Origin of the sequence: Nonomuraea sp. NPDC048826, assembly GCF_043198225.1 — a bacterium.
Lineage (GTDB): Bacteria > Actinomycetota > Actinomycetes > Streptosporangiales > Streptosporangiaceae > Nonomuraea.
Window position 1 is genome coordinate 274,457 of the sequence record NZ_JBICUQ010000010.1, and the last position, 24,673, is coordinate 299,129.

The 24,673-nt window shown below is 72.5% G+C and carries 16 protein-coding genes; 6 read left to right on the forward strand and 10 right to left on the reverse strand.

What is annotated here, in order from left to right; genetic code table 11:
• Positions 1-26 precede the first annotated feature (26 nt).
• Both ACGFI7_RS34060 and ACGFI7_RS34065 read right to left on the reverse strand, forming a co-directional pair.
• A complete protein-coding gene (locus ACGFI7_RS34060; RefSeq protein ID WP_393411945.1) occupies positions 27-3,221 on the reverse strand; it encodes a LuxR C-terminal-related transcriptional regulator in 3,195 nt (1,064 codons plus the stop codon).
• Between the two features lie 121 nt (positions 3,222-3,342).
• On the reverse strand, positions 3,343-3,963 hold the full coding sequence (locus ACGFI7_RS34065; protein WP_393411947.1) for a phosphotransferase: 621 nt from the start codon (positions 3,961-3,963) through the stop codon (positions 3,343-3,345).
• A 145-nt stretch (positions 3,964-4,108) separates the two neighbouring features.
• On the opposite strand from ACGFI7_RS34065, the gene ACGFI7_RS34070 reads away from it, so the two are divergent.
• Positions 4,109-5,797 carry an ABC transporter ATP-binding protein gene (locus tag ACGFI7_RS34070; protein WP_393411949.1) on the forward strand — a complete coding sequence of 563 codons (1,689 nt, stop codon included), beginning with the start codon at positions 4,109-4,111 and terminating at the stop codon, positions 5,795-5,797.
• 628 nt (positions 5,798-6,425) lie between these two features.
• Positions 6,426-8,270 (forward strand): ABC transporter ATP-binding protein, encoded by a 1,845-nt coding sequence (locus ACGFI7_RS34075; RefSeq protein ID WP_393411951.1) that lies wholly within the window; start codon positions 6,426-6,428, stop codon positions 8,268-8,270.
• Positions 8,271-8,429: 159 nt separating this feature from the next.
• On the opposite strand, the gene ACGFI7_RS34080 is transcribed toward ACGFI7_RS34075, so the two are convergent.
• The 3 genes from ACGFI7_RS34080 to ACGFI7_RS34090 all read right to left on the reverse strand — a co-directional run bounded on the left by ACGFI7_RS34080 (position 8,430) and on the right by ACGFI7_RS34090 (position 13,243).
• Positions 8,430-8,942, reverse strand: coding sequence for a hypothetical protein (locus tag ACGFI7_RS34080; protein ID WP_393411953.1), 513 nt, complete (start codon positions 8,940-8,942; stop codon positions 8,430-8,432).
• 320 nt (positions 8,943-9,262) lie between these two features.
• Positions 9,263-10,636 (reverse strand): alpha/beta fold hydrolase, encoded by a 1,374-nt coding sequence (locus tag ACGFI7_RS34085; protein ID WP_393411955.1) that lies wholly within the window; start codon positions 10,634-10,636, stop codon positions 9,263-9,265.
• Positions 10,637-11,176: 540 nt separating this feature from the next.
• The gene (locus ACGFI7_RS34090; protein ID WP_393411956.1) at positions 11,177-13,243 is read right to left on the reverse strand and encodes a prolyl oligopeptidase family serine peptidase; all 2,067 of its coding nucleotides are present in this window, start codon (positions 13,241-13,243) and stop codon (positions 11,177-11,179) included.
• Positions 13,244-13,277: 34 nt separating this feature from the next.
• Between ACGFI7_RS34090 and mshB the strand changes: the two genes are divergently transcribed.
• Entirely contained in the window at positions 13,278-14,183 is a 906-nt protein-coding gene (gene mshB / locus ACGFI7_RS34095) for an N-acetyl-1-D-myo-inositol-2-amino-2-deoxy-alpha-D-glucopyranoside deacetylase (protein WP_393411958.1), read from the forward strand.
• A gap of 11 nt (positions 14,184-14,194) precedes the next feature.
• On the forward strand, positions 14,195-14,617 hold the full coding sequence (locus ACGFI7_RS34100; protein WP_393411960.1) for a DUF6113 family protein: 423 nt from the start codon (positions 14,195-14,197) through the stop codon (positions 14,615-14,617).
• 150 nt (positions 14,618-14,767) lie between these two features.
• Here the strand turns inward: ACGFI7_RS34100 and ACGFI7_RS34105 are convergent, their stop codons facing one another.
• Positions 14,768-15,628, reverse strand: coding sequence for a hypothetical protein (locus ACGFI7_RS34105; protein WP_393411961.1), 861 nt, complete (start codon positions 15,626-15,628; stop codon positions 14,768-14,770).
• Between the two features lie 75 nt (positions 15,629-15,703).
• Here ACGFI7_RS34105 and ACGFI7_RS34110 point away from each other — a divergent pair, with 75 nt between their 5' ends.
• Together ACGFI7_RS34110 and ACGFI7_RS34115 are read left to right on the forward strand one after the other, a co-directional pair.
• Positions 15,704-16,135: a hypothetical protein gene (locus ACGFI7_RS34110; protein WP_393411963.1), complete on the forward strand. Its 432-nt coding sequence runs from the start codon at positions 15,704-15,706 to the stop codon at positions 16,133-16,135.
• A gap of 30 nt (positions 16,136-16,165) precedes the next feature.
• Positions 16,166-17,101 carry an MBL fold metallo-hydrolase gene (locus tag ACGFI7_RS34115; protein WP_393411965.1) on the forward strand — a complete coding sequence of 312 codons (936 nt, stop codon included), beginning with the start codon at positions 16,166-16,168 and terminating at the stop codon, positions 17,099-17,101.
• On the opposite strand, the gene ACGFI7_RS34120 is transcribed toward ACGFI7_RS34115, so the two are convergent.
• The 4 genes from ACGFI7_RS34120 to ACGFI7_RS34135 all read right to left on the reverse strand — a co-directional run bounded on the left by ACGFI7_RS34120 (position 17,102) and on the right by ACGFI7_RS34135 (position 24,670).
• Positions 17,102-19,603 (reverse strand): penicillin acylase family protein, encoded by a 2,502-nt coding sequence (locus ACGFI7_RS34120; RefSeq protein ID WP_393411967.1) that lies wholly within the window; start codon positions 19,601-19,603, stop codon positions 17,102-17,104.
• Positions 19,604-19,873: 270 nt separating this feature from the next.
• Positions 19,874-20,941, reverse strand: a complete 1,068-nt coding sequence (locus ACGFI7_RS34125) for a cysteine--tRNA ligase (RefSeq protein WP_393411969.1) — start codon at positions 20,939-20,941, stop codon at positions 19,874-19,876.
• Positions 20,942-20,957: 16 nt separating this feature from the next.
• The gene (locus ACGFI7_RS34130) at positions 20,958-22,790 is read right to left on the reverse strand and encodes a sigma factor-like helix-turn-helix DNA-binding protein (RefSeq protein WP_393411971.1); all 1,833 of its coding nucleotides are present in this window, start codon (positions 22,788-22,790) and stop codon (positions 20,958-20,960) included.
• A gap of 59 nt (positions 22,791-22,849) precedes the next feature.
• Positions 22,850-24,670, reverse strand: coding sequence for a UvrD-helicase domain-containing protein (locus ACGFI7_RS34135; RefSeq protein WP_393411973.1), 1,821 nt, complete (start codon positions 24,668-24,670; stop codon positions 22,850-22,852).
• Between the last annotated feature and the right edge of the window lie 3 nt (positions 24,671-24,673).

Sequence of the window (24,673 nt, forward strand, 5' to 3'; positions counted from 1 at the left end):
TCCCCGCATCGCGTGAATCGCCGGTGTCAGAACAGCAGCCTTGCCAGTTCCACCCGGGAGCGCACGCCCAGCCTGGCGAACACGTTGCGCAGATGATGATCGACGGTGCGCGGGCTGAGGAAGAGCTGCGCGGCCACCTCCCGGTTCGTCGCGCCCTCCGCCACCAGCCTGGCGATGCGCAGCTGCTGGGCCGTCAGCTGCTGCTCGGGGCCACCACTGGACGCCGGGCGGGTCACGGTCTCACCCGCCGCGCGCAACTCGGCGCGGGCCCGCTCGCTCCACAGCCGCGCCCCCAGCCGCTCGAACGTCTCCAGCGCCGCGTGCAGATGCTCCCGCGCGGCGCCCGGCCGGCGTCCCCTGCGCAGCGCGCCCCCGTACAGAAGCTGCGTGCGCGCCGTCTCGAACCGGCACGCGCCGCGCCGGTGCAGCTCCAGGGCCTCCAGGAAGTGCTCGCCCGCCTCGCCGGGCGCCGCGAGCAACGCCCGGCAGCGCGCGGCCAGCGCGCGCCGGTCCGGGCTGCTGGTGCTGCCCGCCCACCGCTCCAGCACGCGCAGCGCCGCCGCGGCGCGCCGGTCGTCCCCGGTACGGGCCGCGGCCTCGATGAAGTGCGGACTGGCCATGACCCGTACGACGACATGATCGTTGTCGCCGTGCCCGCGCAGCCGGGCGGCCGAATCGGCGAGCCGGCCGGCTGCCAGGTCGAGGTGGGCCAGCGCCCAGGTGCCCAGCGCGCCCGCGATGCCCAGCCCGTGCGCCTCCGCCAGGCCGAGCGCGCGGTGGGCGCGGTCGCGGCAGGCCTCGGCGTCGCCCCGCACCGCGTCCACGTGCGCCAGCCAGGCGAGATGCCGGGCGGCGGCGTTGAGCTGCCCGGACGCCTCGGCCAGCCGCAGTCCCTCCGCCGCGTGCGCGGCCACCGACGAGTAGCGGCCCAGCCAGAAATGCGCCTGCACCATCGACTCCAGCAGCTGCGGCACCAGGGTGACCGCGCCACGCCGGCGCGCCGTGTCGATGGCGCGCGCCGACAGCTCCAGCGCGGTCGCGTCCTCGCCCAGCAGCAGGTTCGCCACGCACGCCCACACCAGCGCGACCGGACTGCTCACCGCCGGGGCCAGCCGCACCACCCGCCGCAACGGCCCGGCGGCCGCGCCGTGGTCGCCGCTGAACGTCGCCGCGATCCCCTGCAGGTACTCGAACATCAACTGCGCGTTCGCGCAGTCATCGGGGCGGCGCAGATGGGCGACCTGGCCGGCGATGGCGTGAAAGGTACGGATGTCACCTGTCAGATAGCTGGCCTCGGCCGCCTCCAGCAGCGCCTTGACCCCGACGATCCGGTCGCGTTCCACCAGGCACGAGGCGGCGGTCAGCAGCTTGTCCCTGGCGTCGTCGGCATGCCCGGTCAGCAGCTCCAGCCGCCCGTACATGACCTCGGCCTGCCCCTCCAGCGGACGCCTCGGCCGCGCCAGCAGCCACCTCGCCCGGGCCAGATCTCCCGACAGCCAGGCGTGCCGGGCGGCGGCGGCCAGCCACTCGGCCCTGCTCCGCTCGTCCCCGGTCAGCTCGGCCGCGCACTCGTACGCGGCGGACCTGCTGGGGTGGCCCCGCGCGGGGACGGCGGTCGCCGGAGCGTTCACGGCGCCGACACCGGCGTCGGCCGCGGCGATACGCGCGGCCTGGGACGGCCCGGACCAGGACACGGACGAGGACTCCGGGGAGGAGTCGGAGGAGGACGCGGACGGGGACACGGGCGAGGACACGGGCGAGGACACGGGCGGAGAATTCGGGGACTCCGGGGACTTCGGGGACTTCGGGGAGGACACGGGCGGGGACACGGGCGGGGACACGGGCGGGGAGTCCGGGGAGTCCGGGGAGTCCGGGGAGTCCGGGGAGGACGCGGACGGGGAGTCCGGGGAGTCCGGGGAGTCCGGGGAGGACGCGGACGGGAACTCGGGGGAGGACGCGGCGGCGGCGAGGTCGGCGGCGAGCCGGTCGACGGGTCCGTCCAGGGCGTGGGCGCGGTGCCAGGCTCGGGCGAGCCGGTGGCCGTCACCGTCGAGGAACCGGGCGAGCAGGCCGTGCGCGGCGCGCCTGCGCGCGGGCGGCGCCTCGGCGTAGGCGACGGCGCGGACCGTCTCGTCCGCGAACACGTACCGCCCGTCCTCGACCTTGATCACCCCAGCCCGCTCGGCGGGGGCCAGGATGGCGAGCGGATCGGTGTCCGGGAGCAGTCCCCGGAACCGGACCTCGCGGTCGAACACCAGATCGCCGGGCCGGCGACGGGATTCGGCAGGGGACTGGAGGCAGGCGGGCCGCCGGAGGATCTCGGTGTCGAGGCCGGGATGGGCCGCGAGCAGCAGGAGCAGGAACCGGGTGTCCTCGGGAAGCCCGGCCAGCCGCTCGGCGTGCGCGCGGTGCAGCCGCCCGCCCGGCGGAAGACCGGTGGGAGGCGCGGCCAGCCCGGCGAGCTGCTCGTCCGTCAACGACCCGACGAGTTCGCGCCACGCCAGCGGGTTGCCCCCGGCCAGTCGCCCCAGGCGATCACGCAGTTCGTCCGGGAGCGTGCCTCCGGGCGCCCCCTCGCCCGAGCCGGCGTGCGACCCTTCCGGACGGCCCTCCCGATGGCCCTCCGGACGGCCCTCCGACGGGCCCCGCAGCGTGCCCGCCAGGTCGTCGGCCAGCGCCCGGCACGCGGCGGCGTCCAGCCCGGCCAGCTCACGCACAGGCACATCCGCCGGAAGCCCGGCCGGATCCCGCACCGCCAGCAGCAGGGCGACCCGTTCTCCCGCCACCCGCCTGGCCACGAAGCCCAGCGCCTCCCGGCTGACCACGTCGAACAGATGGACATCGTCCACGCACACCAGCACCGGCTCCGCCTCGGCCAGCTCAGAGAGGAACTCCAGCACGGCGGCGGGCAGCGCCATACCGCCGTCCGTCACGCCCAGCCGCAGCGCCCGCGCCAGCACCGGCGACCGGACCAGCCGCGCCACGGGCCGCAGCAGCGCGTGCAGCCCCGACACGGCCAGCCGCGTCTCCTGCGGCACCCCGCAGGCACGTAAGACGGTGAAATCACCGGCCCACGACACGGCGCGGCCGAGCACGGCGGTTTTACCGATACCCGGCGGCCCCGCCAGCACCAGAGCACCGCCGTCTCCGGCCCGCGCCCCGTCGAGCAGCATTCGCACGGCGTCCAGCTCGGCGGCGCGGCCATGCAGCCCCTCTGACATGACCAGAGTGTGACTCGCGTTTGTCAACCAGGAAAGGGCCCGACTGTAAAGACGGCGAAATCGCCGATACACGCCCGCATCACGCGATCAACGAAGAGCCGGTGCGGCCACTGACCCGTGATCAGGCCACCCAACTGCTGGTGTCGTCGATCCGCTGCCGCCACAGCTTCTCGCCCTCGCCGCCCGGCTCCCACCGCGACGCGAACTCCAGCAGGTTGCGGCAGCGCGCCAGCATGGACGCGTGCCGCTCCTCCCACGACGGCACCGGCCCTCCGTACGCCTCGAAGAAGTGGTGCAAATGGGGCACATGCTCCGGATGGTGGGCGCGGACGATCCACTCGCACCACGCCAGATCCTCCACCGGCCGGCCGGGATGCGCCCATTCCCAGTCGAGGATCGCCACCGTCTCGAAGGTCTCGGGATCGAACAGCATGTTCTGCGGACCGTAGTCGCCGTGCACGAACCCCATCCGGTGCAGCCGCGCCAGCGCACGCCCGCACTCGGCGAGGACCTCGATCGGATGGCCCTCGTCCAGCAGGTCCTGACCGTGGACGCCCGGGACGTAATGCATGCTCACGCTCGTATCGGTCACCGCGTGCAGCCTCGGTACAGGCAGCCGCCTGCGCAACCGCCGCAGGAACCGCGCTTCCGTCCGCAGCCGGACGGAGGCGTCGGGCCCCTGGTAGCACTTGACGACCAGGGCGCCGTCTCCGACCGTGCTGTTGGTGTACCCGTGCTCCACGAGAGACGATTCTGGCGTACTCGTGAGGCGCATGTGAGAGGGCACGCCCAGACTGACATACCTTGTACGAAACGTCCGGTGATCGACACGCTCCGGGATAAATCGTTTGCCGATCAACCAGGGGCTTTGCCACTGTTGACAGGCTATGCGCACCCTTCCTGACGCCGATCCTGGCACGCCTGACATCCGCAGCCCGTTCCGTTATCTCTGGTGGAACGCGCGGCGGCAGCGCCGTGCCCTCTTGGGCGGCATCGCCTTCGCCACCACCTGGTGGCTGGCGCAGGCGCTGGTGCCCGCCGCGCTCGGCAAGGGCGTCGACGCGCTCCGGCTGAAGGACACCACCGCGTTGCTCGTCTGGTCGGGCATCCTGCTCGGGCTCGGGCTGGTGCAGGCGTACACCGGGATCATGCGACACCGGTTCGCCGTCTACAACTGGCTGTCGGCCGCCTACCGCACGGTCCAGCTCACCACCCGCCAGGCGGCGAGACTCGGGGCGACCTTGTCGAAGCGCCTGTCGACCGGCGAGGTCGTCAGCGTCGGCAACTCCGACATCGCGCACATCGGCGGCTCCATGGACATTCTGCTCCGCGGTGTGGGGTCGGTCGTGGCGATCGTCGCGGTCACCGTGATCCTCATCTCGACCTCGCCCGTCCTGGGGCTCATGGTGCTGATCGGCGTGCCCGTCATGACGGCGGCCGTCGGACCGCTGCTGCGGCCCCTGCACCGCAGGCAGAAGCGGCAGCGTGACCTGACCGGCGACCTGTCGACCAGGTCCGCCGACATCGTGGCCGGGCTGCGGGTGCTGCGCGGCATCGGCGGCGAGCAGGTGTTCGCCGAGCGCTACCGGGAGGAGTCGCAGCGGGTCCGCCACGCGGGCGTCGGCGTCGCCCGGGTGGAGTCGCTGCTCGAAGGCGCCCAGATCGTGCTGCCCGGCCTGCTCATCGCGCTCGTCACCAGCGTCGGCGCGACCTTCGCGGTCGACGACCGGATCACGGTCGGTCAGCTCGTCACCTTCTACGCGTATGCCGTCTTCCTGGTCGCCCCGATGCGGACGATCACCGAGACGGCCGACCGGCTCACCAAAGGACACGTCGCCGCCCGCCGGGTGGTGCGGATCCTGTCGATCGAGCCGGAGGTGACCGGTGGCACGGGCAGCACCGCGGGCGGCGTGCTGCGCGACAGCTACAGCGGCGTCACCCTCCAGCCGGGCACCCTCACCGCGCTCGCCCCGGCCCGGCCCGAGGATGCCATCGAGATCGCCGACCGGCTGGGCCGCTACTCCACCGGCGACGTCACCTTCGGCTCCACCGACCTGGCCTCGCTGCCGATCGAGGAAGTACGGTCGCGCATCCTGGTCGCCGACAACGGCGCCCGCCTGTTCACCGGCCCCCTCCGGGGCGAGCTGGACGTGCGCGGCACCGCGACCCCCGACCAGATCGACCGGGCCCTGCACGCGGCGTGCGCCGAGGACATCGTCGAGGCGCTGCCCGACGGGCTCGACGCGCAGGTGGCCGAGGCGGGACGGGAGTTCTCCGGCGGCCAGCAGCAGCGACTCCGGCTGACCCGGGCGCTGCTGACGGACCCCGAGGTGCTCATCCTCGTCGAACCCACCAGCGCCGTCGACGCCCACACCGAAGCCCGCATCGCCGACCGGCTGGCGGCGGCGCGGGCAGGCCGCACCACGCTGGTCTGCACGACGAGCCCCCTGGTGCTGGACCGTACGGATCACGTGATCTACGTCGAGGACGGCCGGGTCCAGGCCGAGGGCACCCACCGCGACCTCCTGGCCGCCAGCCCGGCCTACGCGGCCACGGTGACCCGAGGAGAGACCTGACGAACCCCCGCGACCCTCGGCGTTCCACGCGACGGCCGCGACGCCATCGGAAGGACCGACCTCGACAAGGGACACGAGGGAACCAACGGTGAACCGCACCACCCCCACCAGACGACCGAGCCTCCAGCCCCCGCCGAGCCTGCCGCACGGAAGCGCCGACGCGCCGCGTCCCGGCGAACGCGCCGTACGGGAAGTGTCGGGGCGGCGAGCTTGGGCGTGTGCGTCCCGGGAGCGTCCGCCCTGTGGGGTGGGGCGGGACGTCGAGGTGGGAGGGTCGGCGCGTCGCGTTTCGGTGGGTCCGTCGGGCGGGAGCGTCGGGGTGGCGAGCGTCGGCGTGTGCGTCCCGGGAGCGTTCGCCCTCCGGGGGTGGGGCGTCGGGCCGGATGGAGGCGTTGGGCGACACGGATCACATGGTCGGGACGTGTCGTATGGGGCGGCACCCGTCTGGTCGCGGCGCGGCTGCGGCCCGGTGGGTCCCTCGTGCGGGGCGTCGACAGGTGAGGAGCCAGCCGGTACGGGGGTCGGGGATGTGCTTTGGGTCGGTCAGGTCGTGAGGACGGGGAGCCGACGGGGGCCTGGGTGAGTGGACGAGACGTGGATGTTGAGCTGAGAGGGGAGGGGTGACGGAATGGCCCGCGAGATTCTTCCGGTCGCCGATCGGAAGCAGGTGCGTGCCTACGCGCGGCGGTTGACGTTGAAGTATCCGAGGCGGCTCGCCACCGCCCTTGCCCTGCACGCGCTCGCGGCCGTCGCCGGGCTGGTGGTGCCGTGGCAGCTCGGTGCGCTGGTCGAGGACGTCGAGCATGGCGTCGCGGTGAACGTGGGGTTGTTCGCGGCCGGCGTCGCGGGGTTCCTGCTCCTGCAGGGCGTGCTGGTCAGGTATGCGGTGCTGGCCTCGGCCAGGCTGGGCGAGAAAGTGCTGGCGGAGCTGCGCGAGGAGTTCGTCGAACGGGTGCTCGCCCTTCCGCTGTCGACCGTGGAACGGGCAGGCTCGGGCGACCTGCTCACCCGTACGTCGCGCGACGTCGACTCGCTGTCGAGGACCGTGCGCCACGCGGTGCCGGAAACCTTGATCGCGGTCGTCACGTTCGTCATCACCATGGGCGCGATCGTGCTGGTCAGCCCGTTGCTCATGCTGCCGGTGCTGCTGGCCTCGCCGTTGCTGTTCTTCTCCACCCGGTGGTATCTCCGGCGGGCCAGGGACGGCTATCTGCGGGAGAACGCCGCGTACGCGGAGATGACCGAAGGGCTGGCCGAGACCGTCGAGGGGGCCAGGGCCGTGGAGGCGCTCGGCCTGGAACGGAGGCGGCGCGAGCGGGCCGACCGGGACATCGCCGGCTCGTTCGCCGCCGAACGCTACACGCTCGGGCTGCGCACCGTCTGGTTTCCCTCGGTCGAGCTGGGCTACGTGGTGCCGGTCGTGGCCACGCTGCTCGTCGGCGGCCTCCTCTACAGCAACGGGTGGGTGACGCTGATGCAGGTCACCTCCGCCGCTCTCTACGCGCAGCAGCTCGTCGACCCGCTCGACCGGTTCTTGATGTGGATCGACGAGCTCCAGGTGGGCGGGGCGGCCATGGCGCGGCTGCTCGGTGTCGCGAACGTGCCCGACGACCGGGAGGCCACCGGTGGCCGGCCCGCCGATGAGCTGCTCAGCGTCGACGAGGTGAGGTACGCCTACCGGGAGGGCCGGGACGTGCTGCACGACGTGTCGCTGACCGTGCGGCCGGGCGAGCGGCTGGCCATGGTGGGGCCGTCGGGTGCCGGCAAGTCGACGCTCGGCAGGCTGCTCGCCGGGATCCACGGCCCCCGGACAGGGACCGTCGCGGTGGGCGGCGTGCCGCTGGTGGACCTGCCGCTGGACGAGCTGCGCGGCCATGTCGCGCTGGTCACCCAGGAGCACCACGTGTTCAAGGGCACGCTCCGGGACAACCTGCTGATCGCCCGCCCCGGCGCGGACGACGCGGCCGTGCGTGACGCGCTCACCGCTGTGGACGCCCTGGAATGGGTGCTCGACCTGCCCGACGGGCTGGACACGGTGGTCGGCTCGGGCGGCCTCGCGGTCTCGCCCGCGCACGCGCAGCAGCTCGCGCTGGCCAGACTCGTGCTCGCCGACCCGCACACGCTGGTGCTGGACGAGGCCACCTCGTTGATCGACCCTCGGGCCGCCAGGAACCTGGAGCGGTCGCTGGCGGCGGTGCTGGACGGGCGCACGGTCATCGCCATCGCCCACCGGCTCTACACGGCCCATGACGCGGACCGGGTGGCGGTGGTGGAGGACGGGCGGATCATCGAACTGGGCTCCCATGACGAGTTGGTGACGGAAGGCGGCTCCTACGCCGCGTTGTGGCAGAGCTGGCACGGCGTCCCCGACACCGACCCTCCTTCGGCCTCGAGCGCTGATGGCCGAGTGGCGTCTAGCACCAACTCCCCTTCGGCCCCGGGCAACGATGGTCGAGTGGCGTCGAGTGTCTAGGGAGTGTCGCGGACGCTGCGTCGGCGAACTCCGCCGGCACCCACGCCGTCGCCACTCGCTACGGCAACAGAGAACGCATCTACCTGGACACCATCGGCGTCGCCTCGATCCGCATCTGGGCACCATCGGCGTCGCCTCGCATCTGGCTCCGCCACGCCGTCACGTGGCGGGCGCCCCCTCACCGTCGCCGAGGATGGTCACCGTCTCCTCCAGGATTTCCACGAACTCAGCAGCCGGGAGCCTGGCTACGAAGACCGTTTCCGCATGCTCGGGATGTGTGAGCAGGTGGCTCTCTCGCCAGAACTCCAACGTGATCACCAGGCGGACCCCATCCCGCCAGAGGAATGACGTCACGTTGTCGGTCGTGGGACCCCAGCCCCAGCGATGAAAGAACCCGAACCGCTCGTACTCCTGCTCGCCGTCCCCGGCCTGAAGCCGCCGGTGCATGGACGCCGGGGGCAAACCGACGAATGGCGGGGCCCGGTCCTCGGCGGAGCGGATCCCGGCAGCGGTGCGTGTCACGGAAGAACGGAACTGTTTGACGAAGACCATGTTGTCTTCGCACGTCACCCACTGACCGGCGATCCACAGATCCACCCGGCGCAGCGCCGAGCCGTCCCCGTCTCCGACCTCGACAGCGAACCTACGCTTGTCGCCCAAGAGCCCAGCCATCCGAGCACCGTGGCAGATGCCTCGCCCAGGCACAAACACGCCTCGCCCAGGCACGAACACGCCTGCCCGTCACGCACACCGCAGCCATGATCACGGACACGCCCTGGGGCCGGGTTGTGTCCGACGGGCGCTGACGGTCGGATGGTCTCCGGTGTCGATGGCCGGGGTGTCGAGTCGTCGGGCTCGCATCGACTCGTTGCCTGCTCCGGGTCGGGCGGCGGCCTGGCCTTCCGACTTCCCGGGGTGGCGGTGCCGACGGCGGGCCCCACGGCGGGGCCGGGGTGTGGCCGGCCCCGCCGTGGGCGGTGGGATCGCGAGGGTCAGCAGGTTGTGTTTTTCGGGGGGAGGGTGGCGTCGGTGAGGTAGCGGTCGATGTGGGCTCGGGCGCAGGTGTTGACGCCGTAGAGGGTGTGGCCGGGGCCGTCGTGGGTGATCGTGACGCTGCCCGGGACCCGGCTGATGGCTCGGGTGACCGCCTCGGACTCGCCCCACGCCCCGGCGCCCAGGAGGGGCGGCAGGGTGGTGGGCAGCGGGGCGGGCGGGTTGGTGACGGGGACGGGCCAGCCGACACAGGCCAGGCCCGCCGTCGCGATGGTGTTGGCGGGGCCCGCGTTGGGGGCGACCTTCCGGAGGCGGGCCGTCATGGCGTCGGAGGCCGCCCGGCTGGCAGGGCGCGGCCAGTCGACGCACTCGGTCACCCCGGTGGCCATGTCGGGGAAGCGGGCGCCGCGCTGGGGGACGAAGGCCGAGGCGTCGCCGCGGTGGGCCTTGCGGATGGCAGCGGCCAGGGTCGGCCAGGCGGCACTGCCTCCGCGGGCCATGGAGATGGCGAACGACTGGAGGTCGCGCGCGGTGTAGGCGACGCCTTCCGCGGCGCGGATCGGCTTGCGGTCGGCCCTGGTGACGATCGAACGCCATGCGCGGGGGACGTCGGGGCAGTCGCCGGCGGCGCACCAGTCGAAGAACCGGGTCAGGAACTTCTCGTTGCTCCTGGCCATCGCCTCCAGCTCCTTGTCCCAGTCGGCGGCGGCGTGGTTCCAGGTGCCGTCGAGGACCATGGTGCGGACCTGGCCGGGGAAGAGGCGGGCGTAGGTTTGGCCGTAGAAGCCGGCGTAGGAGGCTCCGTAGTAGTTGAGTTTGCCGCCGATGGCCTTCCTGATCGCCTCCATGTCGCGGGCGTGGTCGGCGGAGCTCATGTGGGCGAACAGCTCGGGGTCGCCGGGACGGCACGCCTCGGCGAGGCCGCGGTTGGTGTCGGACATCCGCCCCCACTCGGCGTCGTCGCGCGGCGCGGCGGGGAGGGGGACGCGGGTCCAGAGACACGGCAGGCCGGTGCTCAGGCCGCCGAACTGCTCGCCGTAACCTCGGGTGTCCCACACCACGACGTCCATGCGCTTGCGCAGATCGGCCCACCAGCTCGCGATCGGCTGGGTGTAGGCGATGCCGGGGGCGCCGGGGCCGCCGTAGGCGACGAGCACGGACCCCTCGGAGCGGCCGGTGGCCTTGAGCCTGCCGAGCTTGAGCGTGATCTTCCGGCCTTCGGGCTTGCTCCAGTCGACCGGCACTCGCAGGTCGGAGCACTCCATGCCGATCTTGTCGGTGGGACACGGGCCCCAGGTTGGGGAGTCGGCCTTCGGCGCGTGCGTGCCGCCTGAGACCGCAAGGATCAGGGCCATCACGATGGACTTCAGCATGCCGCTCACGATGGCCGAACGCCCCGGCCTGCCACATCAGACCACGGTCTGGTTCTCCGAGGGCTGGATCAGACCGTGGTCTGTCATCCCACCACTTGATGGCGCGGCCTTGATGGCGCGGCCTTGATGGCGCGGCCTTGGTGGTGCGGGCCTTGGTGGCGCGGCCTTGATGGTGCGGGCCTTGATGGCGCGGCACTTGATGGCGCGGGGCCTGACGTGCAGGCCTGATGCGCGGGGCCTGGCTCCGGGTCCCTTGGAGTGTGGATCCGTCTGCGATGTGCCTGAGGCGTGGGGTCCGTTGGCGGGTCGTCGGAGCGGGGGCCGTCTGCGCTGGGCTGTGGCGCGGGCCCCGTCTGCGGGGCCGTGAAACCCGGGCCCACCTGCGGGGCGTATGAAGGGCGGGACCCACCGGCGGATCCCACCGGCGGGTCCCCGGAAGCGGGGACCCGTCGGCGGGGTGTCTCAAGCCTGGTGTCTCGGCTGCGGTGCTGCTGGACGTGGGGGTCTCGGCTGCGGCACGGCCGGACCGAGGGACGGCGGCTAGAAGTGGAGGGCCTTCTTGAGGAAGTCGACCTGGAGCAGCAGCAGGTTCTCCGCCACGACCTCCTGCGGCGTCATGTGCGTGACGCCCGAGAGCGGCAGCACCGTGTGCGGCCGGCCGGCCGCCAGGAGGGCCGACGACAGGCGGAGGGTGTGGGCGGCCACCACGTTGTCGTCCGCCAGCCCGTGGATGAGCAGCAGCGGACGCTCCAGCTTGGCGGCGTCGCCGAACAGCGAGGACTTGTCGTAGATCTCCGGCTGCTCGTCGGGATGCCCGAGGTAGCGCTCGGTGTAGCAGGTGTCGTACAGCCGCCAGTCGGTCACCGGCGCGCCCGCCACCGCCGCGTGGAACACGTCGGGCCTGCGCAGCACCGCGAGGGCCGCCAGGAACCCGCCGAACGACCACCCGCGGATCGCCACCTTCTCCAGGTCGACGTCGTCGGGGTACTGCTCGGCGACCCCCTGCAGGGCGTCGATCTGATCTTCGAGGGCCGGCGTGGCCAGGTCGTTGAGCACCGCCCGCTCGAAGGCGGGCCCGCGCCCTGGGGTGCCCCGGCCGTCGGCGACGATCACGGCGAACCCCTGCTCGGCGAACCACTGGCTCTCCAGGTAGCCGCCGCGCCGGTTGAGCGCCCGCTGCGCGTGCGGGCCGCCGTACGGGTCCATGAGGACCGGCAGCCGTCGCGAGCCCGGCTCGTGCCAGGAGGGCAGCACCACGGCGGTGGCCAGCTCGCGACGGCCGGAACGGCCGAGCGAGACGCGCAGGTCGAGGCCGGGACGTTCGGCGTAGGAGGGGATGGGGACGGCCATGCCGTCGCGGCGCACGACGGTGGTGGAGACGCCTTCGGAGTCGAGACTCTGCTCGGTGAGCACGCCGACGCCGCCCGCCATCCGGCCGCTGAACACGCCGGACCGGGTGGAGACCGGCAGCAGCGAGTGGCCGTCCCAGGTCCACAGCTGGATCTCGGTCGGGTCGCCGCTGGCGCTGAACAGCACGCTGTCGTGGTCGACGTCGAGCACCGCGCGCACCTGGAGGGTGGGCGGGGTGACCGGGCGGTCGCCGACGAACAGCCGGTGGCCGCCGTCGGCGACGGCCACCCAGACCAGCGAGCCGTCGTCGAGGTGGGCGGGCACGCCGGGGACGATGTCGACCCAGGCCTGATCGGTGTCTTCGCGCACCAGCGTGGACTTCCCGGTCCGCGGGTCGACCGAGAACAGGCGCATCGTCTTCTGGTCGCGGGAGAGCGTCACGATCGACAGCGCGTGGGAGTCCCACGCCGCGGTCGCGAGGTATTCGTGCTCGTACGGGACAGCCACCCTGGACCCGTCGAGCCCCAGCACGAACAGCTCGGTCACGGCGTTGGGCGTGCCTGCGGCGGGATAGCGCTGGGGAGCGGCGGGCCGGCCCGGGTTGGCCGGGTCGGCGATGTGCCAGGTCTGGACCGGCGCCTCGTCGGCCCGCTCGACGAGGAGGGCGTCACTCGACGGCGACCACCAGTGGCCGCGCATGCGGCTCATCTCCTCGGCGGCGATGAACTCCGCGAGCCCGTACGTGACCGTCTCGGACTCGGGGGTGGCCAGCGCCCGGTCGTCGCCGGTGGCCAGGTCGTGGACGTGCAGCGCGCCGCCGGTGACGTAGGCGACGCGGCGGCCGTCGGGGGAGACACGGGGGTCGATCACGGGGCCCGCGGCCTCCAGCCGCCGGGTGCGCCCGGCGGCCACGTCGGTCACGTAGAGGCCGCCGGACAGCGCGAACACCGCCGTGGCCGCGTCGGCGTCGGTCGAGTAGGACACGACCCCGCCCGCCTGCTCGCGGCTGCGCTCGCGGCGGGCGCGCTCCTCCGGCGGCAGGTCCTCGTCGCCGGAGTCGAGCGACCGCGGGTCGACGACCAGCCGTTCGACGTGCGTCTCGGTGTCGAGCTCCCACAGGCACGTGACCGGGTCGGTGCCGGACTCGGTGCGCAGGAACAGCACGCGGGCCCCGTCGGGGGAGATGGTGAAGCCCCTGGGCACTCCGAGGGTGAAGCGGCGGGTCCTGGCGTACAGGCGCGGGAAGCTCTCACTCATGGGCCCAATCCTGCCAGTTGTTACGCTCGGGACCATGACTGACCGACGGCTGCTGCTCGTGCACGCCCACCCCGACGACGAGTCGATCGGGACCGGCGCCACCATGGCCCGCTACGCCGCCGAAGGCGCCCACGTCACGCTGGTCACCTGCACGCTGGGCGAGGAGGGGGAGATCATCCCCGCGGAGCTCGCGCACCTCGCGTCCGACAAGGACGACGCGCTCGGCCGCCACCGGATCGGCGAGCTGGCCGCCGCCTGCGAGGCGCTCGGCGTCGAGGACCACCGGTTCCTGGGCGGCCCGGGTCGCTGGCGCGACTCCGGGATGATGGGGGCCGCGACCAACGACAGGCCCGACGCGTTCTGGCAGGCCGACCTCGACGAGGCGGCGGCCGAGCTGGTCGCGGTCATCCGCGAGGTGCGGCCCCAGGTGCTCGTCACGTACGACGAGAACGGGCACTACGGGCACCCGGACCACATCCAGGCGCACCGGGTCGCCCGGCGGGCGTTCGAGCTGGCGGCCGACCCGGGCTTCGGCGCGGGCGAGCCGTGGCGGATCGCGAAGTTCTACCACACGGCCACGCCCAGATCGGTGCTGCTCAGGTCTACCGAGGCGCTGCGCGAGTCGGGGGCCCCGTTCACTCTCGCGAGCGTGGACGACCTGCCGTTCGGCGACCGCGACGAGGACGTCACCACCGAGATCGACGCCCGGCCGTGGCTCGGCCACAAGGCCGCGGCGATGCGCGCGCACCGGACCCAGATCACGGTGGCCGAGCAGTGGTTCGCGCTCTCCAACGACATCGGTCAAGAGGTACGCGGGGTCGAGCACTATGTGCTGGCCATCGGCGAGCGCGGGCCCGCCGTGCCCGGCCCGCCGCCGGAGACCGGTGGCCTCGGCGAGCCGCACGTACGCGAGAACGATCTGTTCGCCGGCATCCACTAACCTCGATCGACATGGAGCAACGCAGCCAGGCCGAGTCGGCGCTGGGGGGAGCCGCCTACGGGATGCTCTTCGTGCTGGGCGTCGTCATGGGTGTGGTGGGCGGGTTCACGCACGGCGCGTGGCCGGGGCTGCCGATCGTCTCGGCGGTGCTCTGGCTGCTCTTGGTGTTCGGCGTCTCGCTGGGCGCGGGCAAGCTGATGGGCGGGCGCGCGGGCGCCGCCGTCACCTCGGCCGGGTGGTTGCTGGTGACGATGGCGTTCTCGATGCAGCTGGGCGCGGGAGACCTGGTCATCGCCGGCACCGTGGCCGGTCATGTCTACCTTTACGGCGGGGTCGTGGCGGCCGTCGCGGCATTCTTGATGTCGCCCTCGACCGGGGGTTCCTGGCTGTTGCGCGGATATCCGGAGAGTGGCCGGGTCGACTCCGCGAAATAGCGTGCGGCGGGGCGATGAATGCACTGCTGAATAGCGCGGCGGACCATTTGTCGATCTATCGCCGCGGTCAATATAAGGGCCGATAAATATAACTGTGTGTTTCTCCCGGCCCGGCGGAGGAAGGGTGGCCGCCGGGCCGGGAGAAGACGATCACCGCACCGGCGGCGTCACGGTCTCCGTCGGGGGCGGGGTGTCCGTGGGCACATCGGTCGGCACATCGGTCGGGGTGTCCGTCGGCACGTCCGTCGGCACATCGGTCGGCTCGGGGCACGTCGGGATCTCGGTCGGCTCGGTCGGGAGGTCCGTCGGGACGCCGGTCGGCACATCGGTCGGGACGTCGGTCGGCGTGACCGTGGGAAGGTCCGTGGGAACGTCCGTCGGCGGGTCCGTGACGGTCGGCGTCACCGTGGGCGTCTCCGTGGGCGTCTCCGTAGGCGGCTCGGTGGGAGGCTCCGTGGGAGGCACCGTGGGTGTCTCCGTCGGATCGACCGTCGTCGTCGCCGTGGGCAGCTCAGGCGGGGGCGCGGGCCGGCAGGTGAAGGTCTCGGTCACCGTCGCGGTGACGGTCTCCGTGACGGTCACCGGTGGCGCCGTGACGGTCACCGTGGGGCCGGGGAGCGGCCACATCCGGATCCTCGGCTTGCCGCGCAGCCAGTAGTCGCCGCGCCCGAGGCGCTTGCTGACCTGACCCGATCCGGCCGCCACCGTGAGCCCGACCTGGATCGTACGGCACTTGCGCTTGCAGACCCGTTGCCTGACTCTGAACTTGGCCGCGGTGTCGTACGTGATGGCGACGTCCAGGTAGGACACGCCTTCTCTCTCGACGATCTCGGTCCTCGCCACGTACGCCCCCTTGCCGGGGGAGGTGGTGGCGGGTAACGCCGCCGCGGCGGCGACCGGAGAATCGTTCACGGATAAGGGATCGGTGGCTGATGTCTGGGTGATCGCGATTCCGCCGGCTCCGGCCAGTGCTGCCGCACCGAGCAGCGCGCCCAGGATGGTGAATCTCATAATCCTGCTCTTCTAGGAGATTTCAGGACGCAGATCATTATTCCGATTTGTCAAGATTGGTCAAGACTGAGACGCATGAACAGGCGATATCGGTTCCGGCGCATCATCAATTTCCTTAATCTCACCACTCCGCTCGGCCTGCTCATCGCGGTGATCGGGGGCGCGACCAGGCGACCGGGGCCCGACGGGCTCGTGCTCGCCCACGGCTACCGCTACCGCTTCCCCATCGCCGGGGCGTTCACCGTGGGGAACGTGGTGATCACCCGGCGCGACCATCTCGACGAGACGCTGATCGGTCACGAGAACCGGCACGCGACCCAGTGGGCCTGCTGCGCCGGCCTGCCCATGCTTCCCCTGTATCTCCTCTCCATGCTTGTTTCGGTCGTCGTCTGCGGGGATCAGGCCTCGTACAACCCCTTCGAGCGGCTGGCCGGCCTGGACGACGGCGGATACCGCCGTACGCCGCCCCGCTGGCGCAAACGCGCAGATGGGGATGCCCGTGGGTGACTGATCCAGCACGGAGGGCAGGGGCCCTCCATGACGCAGATCATCCGTACTCCGAAGAGACCTGAGAGTTACCGGGACCGCCTCACCGACATCCCGTCAGGGGTGCGGGAGGTGCTCAGCATCGCCTGGCACAGCGTGTTCCCGCCTGACCTGCGGGAGGCCGCCCGCATCCCGGTGGCCGGCGGCGGGTTGCCCCCGGTCGCGGCGGGGGAGACGTCCGTGACGTGGGTCGGCCACGCGACCTACCTGCTCAGGATCGGCGGCCTGGCCATCCTGACCGACCCCGTGTGGTCGCGGCGCCTCCCGGGCGTGCGCGCCCGGTTGACCCCGCCCGGCCTCGCCTGGGAGGAACTGCCGCGCGTCGACGCCGTGGTCATCAGCCACGACCACTACGACCATCTGGACTGGCCCACCGTGCGCAGGCTGCCCAGGGAGACGCCGATGCTGGTGCCGGCCGGGCTCGGGACCTGGTTCACCGAGCGCGGCTTCACCGAGGTGATCGAGCTGGACTGGTGGGAGTCGGCGACGGTCGGCGGGGTGAGCTTCGAGTTCGTGCCCGCCCACCACTGGAGCAGGCGCACCCTCTTCGACTTCTGCAAGACGCTGTGGGGCGGCTGGGTGATCGGCGGGTCGGTGTACTTCGCCGGCGACACCGGCTACGGCGAGCGGCCGGCCCGGATCGGCGCCCGCCACCCCGGCCTGGACCTGGCGCTGATGCCGATCGGCGCCTACCAGCCGCCATGGGCCATGGAGCCCGCCCACGTGAACCCGTCACAGGCCGTACAGGCCTTCCTCGACGTGGGCGCGCACCGGATGGCCACCATGCACTGGGGCACGTTCGTCCTGTCGGGCGAGCCGCTGCTGCGCCCGCTGGAGTGGACCCGTGAGGAGTGGGCCGCCCACGGCCTGCCCCGGGAGTGCCTGTGGGACCTGGCCGTGGGCGAGTCGCGCTCCTTCACTCCCTGATCAGGGGCGCAGCCGCAGCGTGTGCACGGCGGACTTGGTCACCGACTCCGCCTCCGAGCGCATCGGCAGCAGCTCACCCTTGGCCCACAGCTCGGCCTGGTCCCAGTAGTTGTCGTGGAACGCGTGGCCGGACGCCCCGGTCAGGTTGATCCACTGCGACTCGTCCAGGTCGCCGAGGTCGACGATCATCCGCATGGACGGCACGGTCGTGACCGCGTATCCCTCCTGGACGTTCCAGCCGGCCGCGTTCACCGCGTCCTTGCCGCCCGCCACGGCCAGCGGCCCCCGGTTGAACAGCGCCTCGATCGGCGCGATGCCCGAGGTGCCGAGCGAGCCGTGGGTGAGCGTGAGCCGGTGCAGGTCGCCCCAGCGCCACGCCCGCACGTCCGGGCCCAGCAGCTCCGACAGCTCTTGGTACGCCGAGGCCATGGCCAGGCGCAGGATGTCGTCACGCCGCTCGGTGACCTGCTCGGTGCGGGTGTCGTCCCAGAACGGGTCGTCGGGGGCGCGCAGCAGCTCGGCCACGACCTCGTACCAGCGGTCGCCGCCGTTCGGCCGGGCTCCCTCCGGCAGTTCGTCGTGGAAGGTCCGCTCCAGCAGGTGCCGCCAGACCGCGTTGTAGTAGGCCGCCGGGGCCGACCCGACGTCCTGAGCGCCGTCCCAGCCGTCGAGCAGCGCGCGGGCCTCCTTGCTCGGGCCGGCCAGGTCAACGGCCATCAACGAGGGCACCAGCGTCTCGGCGAACAGGTTGCGGTCGTCGCGCTGGATGCGGGACATCGCCGCGGCGTCCACCTTGCCCTTGCCGATCTCCTCGCGCAGCAGGTCGAGGATGCGCTGCGAGCGGTAGCCGTACGACCAGTCCTTCGTCAGCAGCGGCCCGTAGCGCGCCGGGTCGATGACCGCGTTGTTGGCCGTGACGACGAACCCCTCCTCGGGGTCGCGCACCGACGGGAGCTGGTCGTACGGGATGGGCGCGGCGTTCCAGTCGTACTCGCCGGTCCAGCCCGGCACGGGCGCGGTGCCGTCGCCGGCCTTGCGTACGGGGATGCGTCCGGGCGCCTGGTAGCCGATGGCGCCCGAGGTGTCGGCGTAGACCAGGTTCTGCGCGGGCACCTCGAAGAGCGCGGCCGCCGCCTGGAACTCGTGCCAGTCGGTCGCCTCGTTCAGCTCGAAGATCGCGTCGACGGTTCGGCCGGGCATGAGCGCGGTCCACGACAGGGCCACCGCGTTGGCCTCGCCGCTGGGTTTCACCTGGCCCATGACCTCGTTGACCAGCGGCCCGTGCCGGGTGCTGCGCACGGTGAGGGTGACCGGGTCGCCGCCCGCCACCTCGATCCGCTCCTCACGGGTCTCCAGCGGGACCTGCTCGCCCTGGTAGAGGTACGTGTCGCCGTCGACCTTCTCCAGGAACAGGTCGGCCACGTCGGGCCCCAGGTTGGTGAACCCCCAAGCGATCTTGTCCGTGTGGCCGATGATCACGCCGGGGACCCCGGAGAATGAGAAGCCGGTCACGTCGTACGAGCACGACTCGCTCAGCTCGCGGCAGTGCAGCCCCACCTGGTACCAGACCGACGGCATCTGGGCCGACAGGTGCGGGTCGTTGGCCAGGAGCGGCTTGCCGCTCTTGGTGTGCTGACCGGAGACCACCCACGAGTTGGACCCGATGCCCTCCCGGTCCGCCGCGCCCATCGTGGTGGGCACCGCGTCGAAGGTCCGCGCGGCCTCGCCGAGCGCCCGCGCGCCGCTCCTCGGGTCCTGCCGGGGGCGCGGCTCGGCGGCCTGGTCGAAGCGCTCCTGGTCGATCGTGCCCTGGGTGACGATCGGGCTGTGCTCGTCGTACGGGTAGCCGGGGTAGAGCTGGGCGACCCGCTCCGGCGGCAGCGCGGTGAGCGCCAGGCCGCGGTCGATCTCGTCCTCCAGGTTGGTGCGCAGGTCCCAGGCCATGGCCTTGAGCCAGGAGACGGAGTCGAGCGGGGCCCACGGCTCGGGGTCGTAGGCGCCGTTCTGCACCTTGAGTATCGAGTATTCGAGACTCCGGTCGGAGGCGTTGGGGTTGGCGGTGATCCAGGAGTTCACGCCTTTGGCGTAGGAGTCGAGGAAGCGCCTGGTGCGGTCGGTCAGCTCCGGGAGCTCCTGCTCGGCGACCTGGCGCCAGCCCATGGTCCTGATGGCCTTGTCGTTGTCCAGGGTCGCCGCGCCGAACAGCTCCGACAGGCGGCCCGCGGTGACGTGGCGGCGGAAGTCCATCTCCCAGAAGCGGTCCTGGGCGTGCACGAAACCCTGTGCCATGAAGAGGTCTTCGGAGGTGTCGGCGTAGATATGCGGGATGCCGTATTTATCCCGATAAATCTCCACATTCCCGGTGAGGCCGGGGAGCCGGATCGTCCCCTCCAACTGCGGGAACGACTGCCGCACGGTGTAGACCAGCACCGCCGCGAGCACCAGCACGATCGCCAGGAGAACGGTAACCAGCCGCGCGAACCACCGAAGCGGCCTAGGCATCCACGCGTACGGCCTCAACCTCACGAAAAACCTCCATAATCCCCGCTGGCACCAAGTTTGGCAGCCTCCGCCCACTGCTCTCGCCGCCGTCACGCCACGTCCTCTTCCAGGCACGGGAAGACGGTGCGCAACCCGGATGCAACCCAAGATCTGCCTATCGTGCGGATGGCGCGTTTCCGTCCACACCCCCGCACCAGGACGGCGCCACCGGGCGGACGGCTCCTGCCATGCCGTCCGCCCGACCCTCTCGCGCGAACGGCCCGGAGCCGCCTAGGGCCGGGGCTTGCCGATGTCGGCGGACAGGTCGACGGCCAGGACGTGGTCCAGGTGCAGGAACGACTCGAACTTCGCGCCCGGCGGCACCGAGTCGTCCGCCTCCAGCTCGGCCAGGACACGCAGCGCCGTCGCGGTGTCGAGGTCGTCGTCGAGCGCGGCCTCGGCCCGCCGGACGTGCGCGACGGCCATCGGCGCGCTGGGGGACTCCGACCACTCGGCCACCCGGCCGCGCCAGCGGCGCACGGTCTCGTCCGCGGCGCGCAGATCGTCCCAGGTGAGGTCCAGCGGGGTGCGGTAGTGGCGCTCCAGGAAGGCCAGCCGCACCGCCAGAGGGTCGATCCCGGCGCCCGTCACCGCGGCGAGCTCCGGCGGCTCGCCGCCCTCGACCAGCAGCCGCTCGCCGTGCACCCAGTGACGCACCACCTCGTGCCCGGTCACGGCGTCGGACTGGACGCGCACGGCCTCGTGGTGCGGGCGGATCAGCTCGGCCTCGCCCGTCAGGATGTCGATCCGCTCGCCCAGCAGCCGCAGCGACATGGCCGAGCACGCGGCGTGCGGGCCGGGCAGCCCGCGGCCCCACGGGGAGTCCCAGGCCGGCTCGCCGTCGACCGGCCGCCACAGCTCCCAGGTCGTCTCCAGGTCCGTCTTCCCGGACAGCTCGCCGTACGAGGGAGAAGCGGCGGCGTCGAAGAGCACGCGGCCGTCGGCGGTGCGCGCGTGACCCTGCTCGATCAGCCTGGAGATCAGCCCGATCACCTGGTCGGCGTGGTCGGCGGCGCGGGCGGACCGCTCCGGCGGGCGCAGGTTGAGCGCCGCCGCGTCATCGGCGAACCCGCCGGCCGCCCGCTCCGGGTGACCGGGGTCGTCGGCGCCCAGGCAGACCACCATGCGCACGCGGTGCCGTTCCAGGACCCGGCGGATCAGGTCGGACAGCAGCGCCTGGCGCAGGTCGCCGAGGTGGGCCCGGCGGTGGACCGGCGGGGCGCACGCGTACATCCGGAGCCCGCGGGCGGGCGCGATCTCCTCGACCTGCCTCGCGCGCGTGTCGTAGATCCGCAGCATCCCTCGACCCTAGCCGTCATCCCCCGAGGAAGCCGAGGATGTCGCGGTCGCCCCGCTCGCGCAGTCGCGCGAAGACCTCTTCGCGGGTGGCGGTCTCGGGCAGCCCGATCCGCGCCCCGATCAGCCGCAGCCCCTCCATCTCGGAGGCCACCGGCGCGGTGTAGCCGATGAGGTAGAGGGCCCGGTTGAGCGGCGGCATCCCGGGAGGGGCCGCCGGCAGGTAGCGGGTGAGCAGCTCGCCGCCGTCGGAGACGGTGAGGAACACGTGGTCGCCCTCGCTCGCCTTGAAGTCGGCGAGTACGTTGCGGATCGAGCCCATCGTCGGCTGGTTGTGCCAGCTGACGACCACGTCCCCGGAGGGCGTGGCGGCGGTGAGCGACCCGCCCGGCGCCATGCCCAGGTGCGCGGCGAACCCGGTCGGCAGCGGCGAGCCGGAGCCGCGCAGGTGCTCGGCGTTCACGTCCACCCGGTGCCACCAGCGGCCGTCGCGGCTGCGGAAGCTGCGCCGGGTCTCCGAGACGTCCTTGCGCGGCTGGTAGGCGCCGCCCTCACCGGACGGGGAGGTGCCCGCCACCCGGATCCAGCCGCGCTGGCTGCGCTCGAACCCGGGGCCGCCCGAGTAGGCGCGCACCGAGCTCTCGCTGACGTCGTAGCGGGAGGTCAGGTTCGTCACGATCGTGCTGACCGGGGCCTCGCCGCCGGCCCGCTCGATCTCCCTGACGATCATCTCCCTGATGCCCAGGTACTCGTCGCCGCCCCAGCGGGCCAGGCCGTACTTGTTCCGGTCGAGCCGCAGGAACCGGTCGTCGGCGGTGAGCTGGTTGCGGATGCCGACCAGGCTGTAGTCCTCGCCGATGCGCTCCTGGATCTCCTCGGGCGACATCGGCTGCCCGGCGACCGCCAGCACCGCCTCGGCCTTGTCGTTGATGCTGCGCGGCCACGGCACCACGTGCCCGTCGAGCACCCGCAGCTGCGGCACGGCGAGGATCCACCGTTCGGCGACGTCCTCGCGGACGCCGAGCTGGGCCACCATGGTGACCGCCTCGGCCAGCGGGTGCGGCCCGTCGGCGAACAACTGGCGGGTCTTCTCCCGCAGGTCCTCGGCGCCGCCCGCGACCAGCCAGCCGTCGGCCTGCTCGTAGCCGGTCAGCAGCGTGCGCACGAACCGCCAGGCCGGGATGCCCAGCGTGCGCAGCTCGGCCCGGTGCCACGGCACGGCCGCCGTCAGGTCGTCGGCGGGCGCGGCCGAGCCGAGCCGGCCGCGCAGCCAGGTGACGTGCGCGACCAGCGCCGCCGCCTCGGGGCCGCCCAGCCAGAGCTCGACGTGGTCGCGCAGATCCCGCTCGATCTGCCGGATCCGCTCACGGGTCACCGAGAAGCGCTGGGCCAGCTCGTCCAGCGTGGCCCGGTCGGCCGCGTACAGCCGGTCGCGGGCGATGGCCCGCTGCCGCTCGTCCAGCGCCCCGAACACGCCGTCGATCAGCTCGGGCAGCGGCCGGTCCTGCGGGGCCGGGCTGGCCACGGCGGCCGGCGCGGGCTCCAGCAGGCGGTCGAACACGCCGCTGAACAGTTTCTGCACCACGTCCTTGCCGAGCGTCTCCGGCGTCCGCTCGGCCTCGGCGGGGTCGGAGAAACGCAGCAGCGGCAGGATGTCGCCCAGCACCAGATGCCCCCAGAAGGCCACGGCGAGGTCGGCGAGCCGGCTCGCCACGGCCTGGGTGCCCACGATGGCGCACGCCCGGTCGAACGGGATCGCCTGCCACCACGCCTCGGGCAGCTGTGGCTCTTCCGCGATCGGCGCGATCTGACCAGGTGCGGTCCAGCGCAGTGGTGGCGCGATGTCGCTCAAGCTGAGGTTCATTGGGGTCCAACCGGCAAAGATAGATATCCGCAGTTCAGACTATGTGATCAGAAGGACAGAAAGGGGCTCCCTCTTCCGGAATGGGATATGTAGAGCATCGTCCTGGCCCGGGTGCAGGCCACGAACAGCATGCTCCGTTCCCGTTGCAGCGCGCGCGCCCGAGCCCCGGGATCCTCCGGAGGCTGCTCCGGAACGATCCCCTCGGCCACGCCGATGAGCGCCACCCGGTCGAACTCCAGCCCCTTGAGGTTGGCGAACGTCGACACCCGTACGGGCACGTCCCGCAGCGTCCCCTTGGCGGCCCGGACCAGATCCTGGTTGCGCGCCCCCACCGCGATCCGCTCGGCGGGCACGCCCTCGTCCAGCCAGGCGGCGATGGTGCGCTCCAGACCGGCCAGCTCCGCCTCGGCGCTCTCGTACGCGCGCACCACCGGCCTCGGCCCCACCCGCGCGGACCGGAACCCGAACAGCGCCGACACGCCCTTGACCAGCCCGTCGGTCGGCCCGCCGCCGCGCACCCGGACCGCGAACGTCAGAAGCTCGTGCGGCAGCCGGTACGAGACCTTCAGCGCGTACTGGATGGCCGGGATGCCCACGGCGCCGAGAGTCACCCGCGTGTCGGTGACGCGCTGGTGCGGGTCGCCGACGATGAACAGGTCGTCGGCCGCGCGCGGCGCCGCCGCCCGCAGCAGCCGCCACTGCGCCGGGCTGACGTCCTGCGCCTCGTCCACGACGATGTGCCGGTACGGTTTGCGTCCCGGTTCGACGTCGTCCAGCAGGTCGCCGGTCGCCCTGGACAACAGCAGGCGCGCCTCGTCGATCAGCTCGTCCATGGTCCGCGCGCCCGGCCCGACCAGCGCCGGGCGGCGGCCCTCGGCCTGGGCCACGATGCGCATGGCCAGCCGCTCCGGGTTGTCCACCTCGATGCGCTTGCGTACGAGCTCGTCCTGGACGAGCTGGTCGAGCCGGATGGTCAGCTCGTCGCAGAGCCCCTGCGAGAACGTCACCAGCAGCACCGGACCACTCCCGTGGGCCGCCAGATGGGCGGCGCGGTGCAGCGCGATCACCGTCTTGCCGGTGCCGGCCCCGCCCACCACCAGCACCGGATGGTCGAACCTGGCCCTGGTCAGCCGGTGGTGCGGCGGGTGCGGGAACACGCACCACTCGGGCGCCGTCAGCACCCGGTCCAGCTCCATCTTGTCGGCGGCGAACACCGCCCGGTCAGGGCTGCGCAGCAACGCCCGGTGGAAGTCCTCGGGATCGACCGGCTCCTCGGCGTCCTCCTCGAAGGCGCGCCAGCCGTCGAGCTCCCGCCACGCCTCGGCGAGCGTGCCGCCCCTGGCCAGCACCGCCAGCGGCACGTACTGGGTGGGCGGCAGCAGCGGTTCGAGCGCGGCCACGTCCGCCTCGGTGGTGATGAGCCGGACCAGGGGCAGCGCGTGCACGTCGATGCCCAGCGCCAGCAGGTCGCCGTCGCAGATCGGGTCGAACAACCCCGAAGGGCCCGCCGATCGGCGTAACGCGGGCTCGATCCGCTCCAGCGACTCGGCGTCCCACTCCTCGACCACGCCGAGCACCGGGTTGACCCCGTACCGGTGCCTGGCGGCGTACGACCAGGCCTCCGGGTCGGGCAGCACGGTGCGCAGCCAGTAGACGTCCCGCCGGCGCACCACCACGCCCCGGTGGCCCTCGGCCAGCCGGAGCGTCGCCACCCGGGAGTCCCTGGCGCCCCTGACCGACTCGGGGTGCGGGGCGCCCGCCACGTTCAGCAGGAACCGCCGCAACGCGACCACGACGTCCCTGCGCACCGGCTGAGCCAGTGCGCAGAGCTCCCTGGGAAACTCAGGGCCGATCGCGAGCCGCGGCACGGC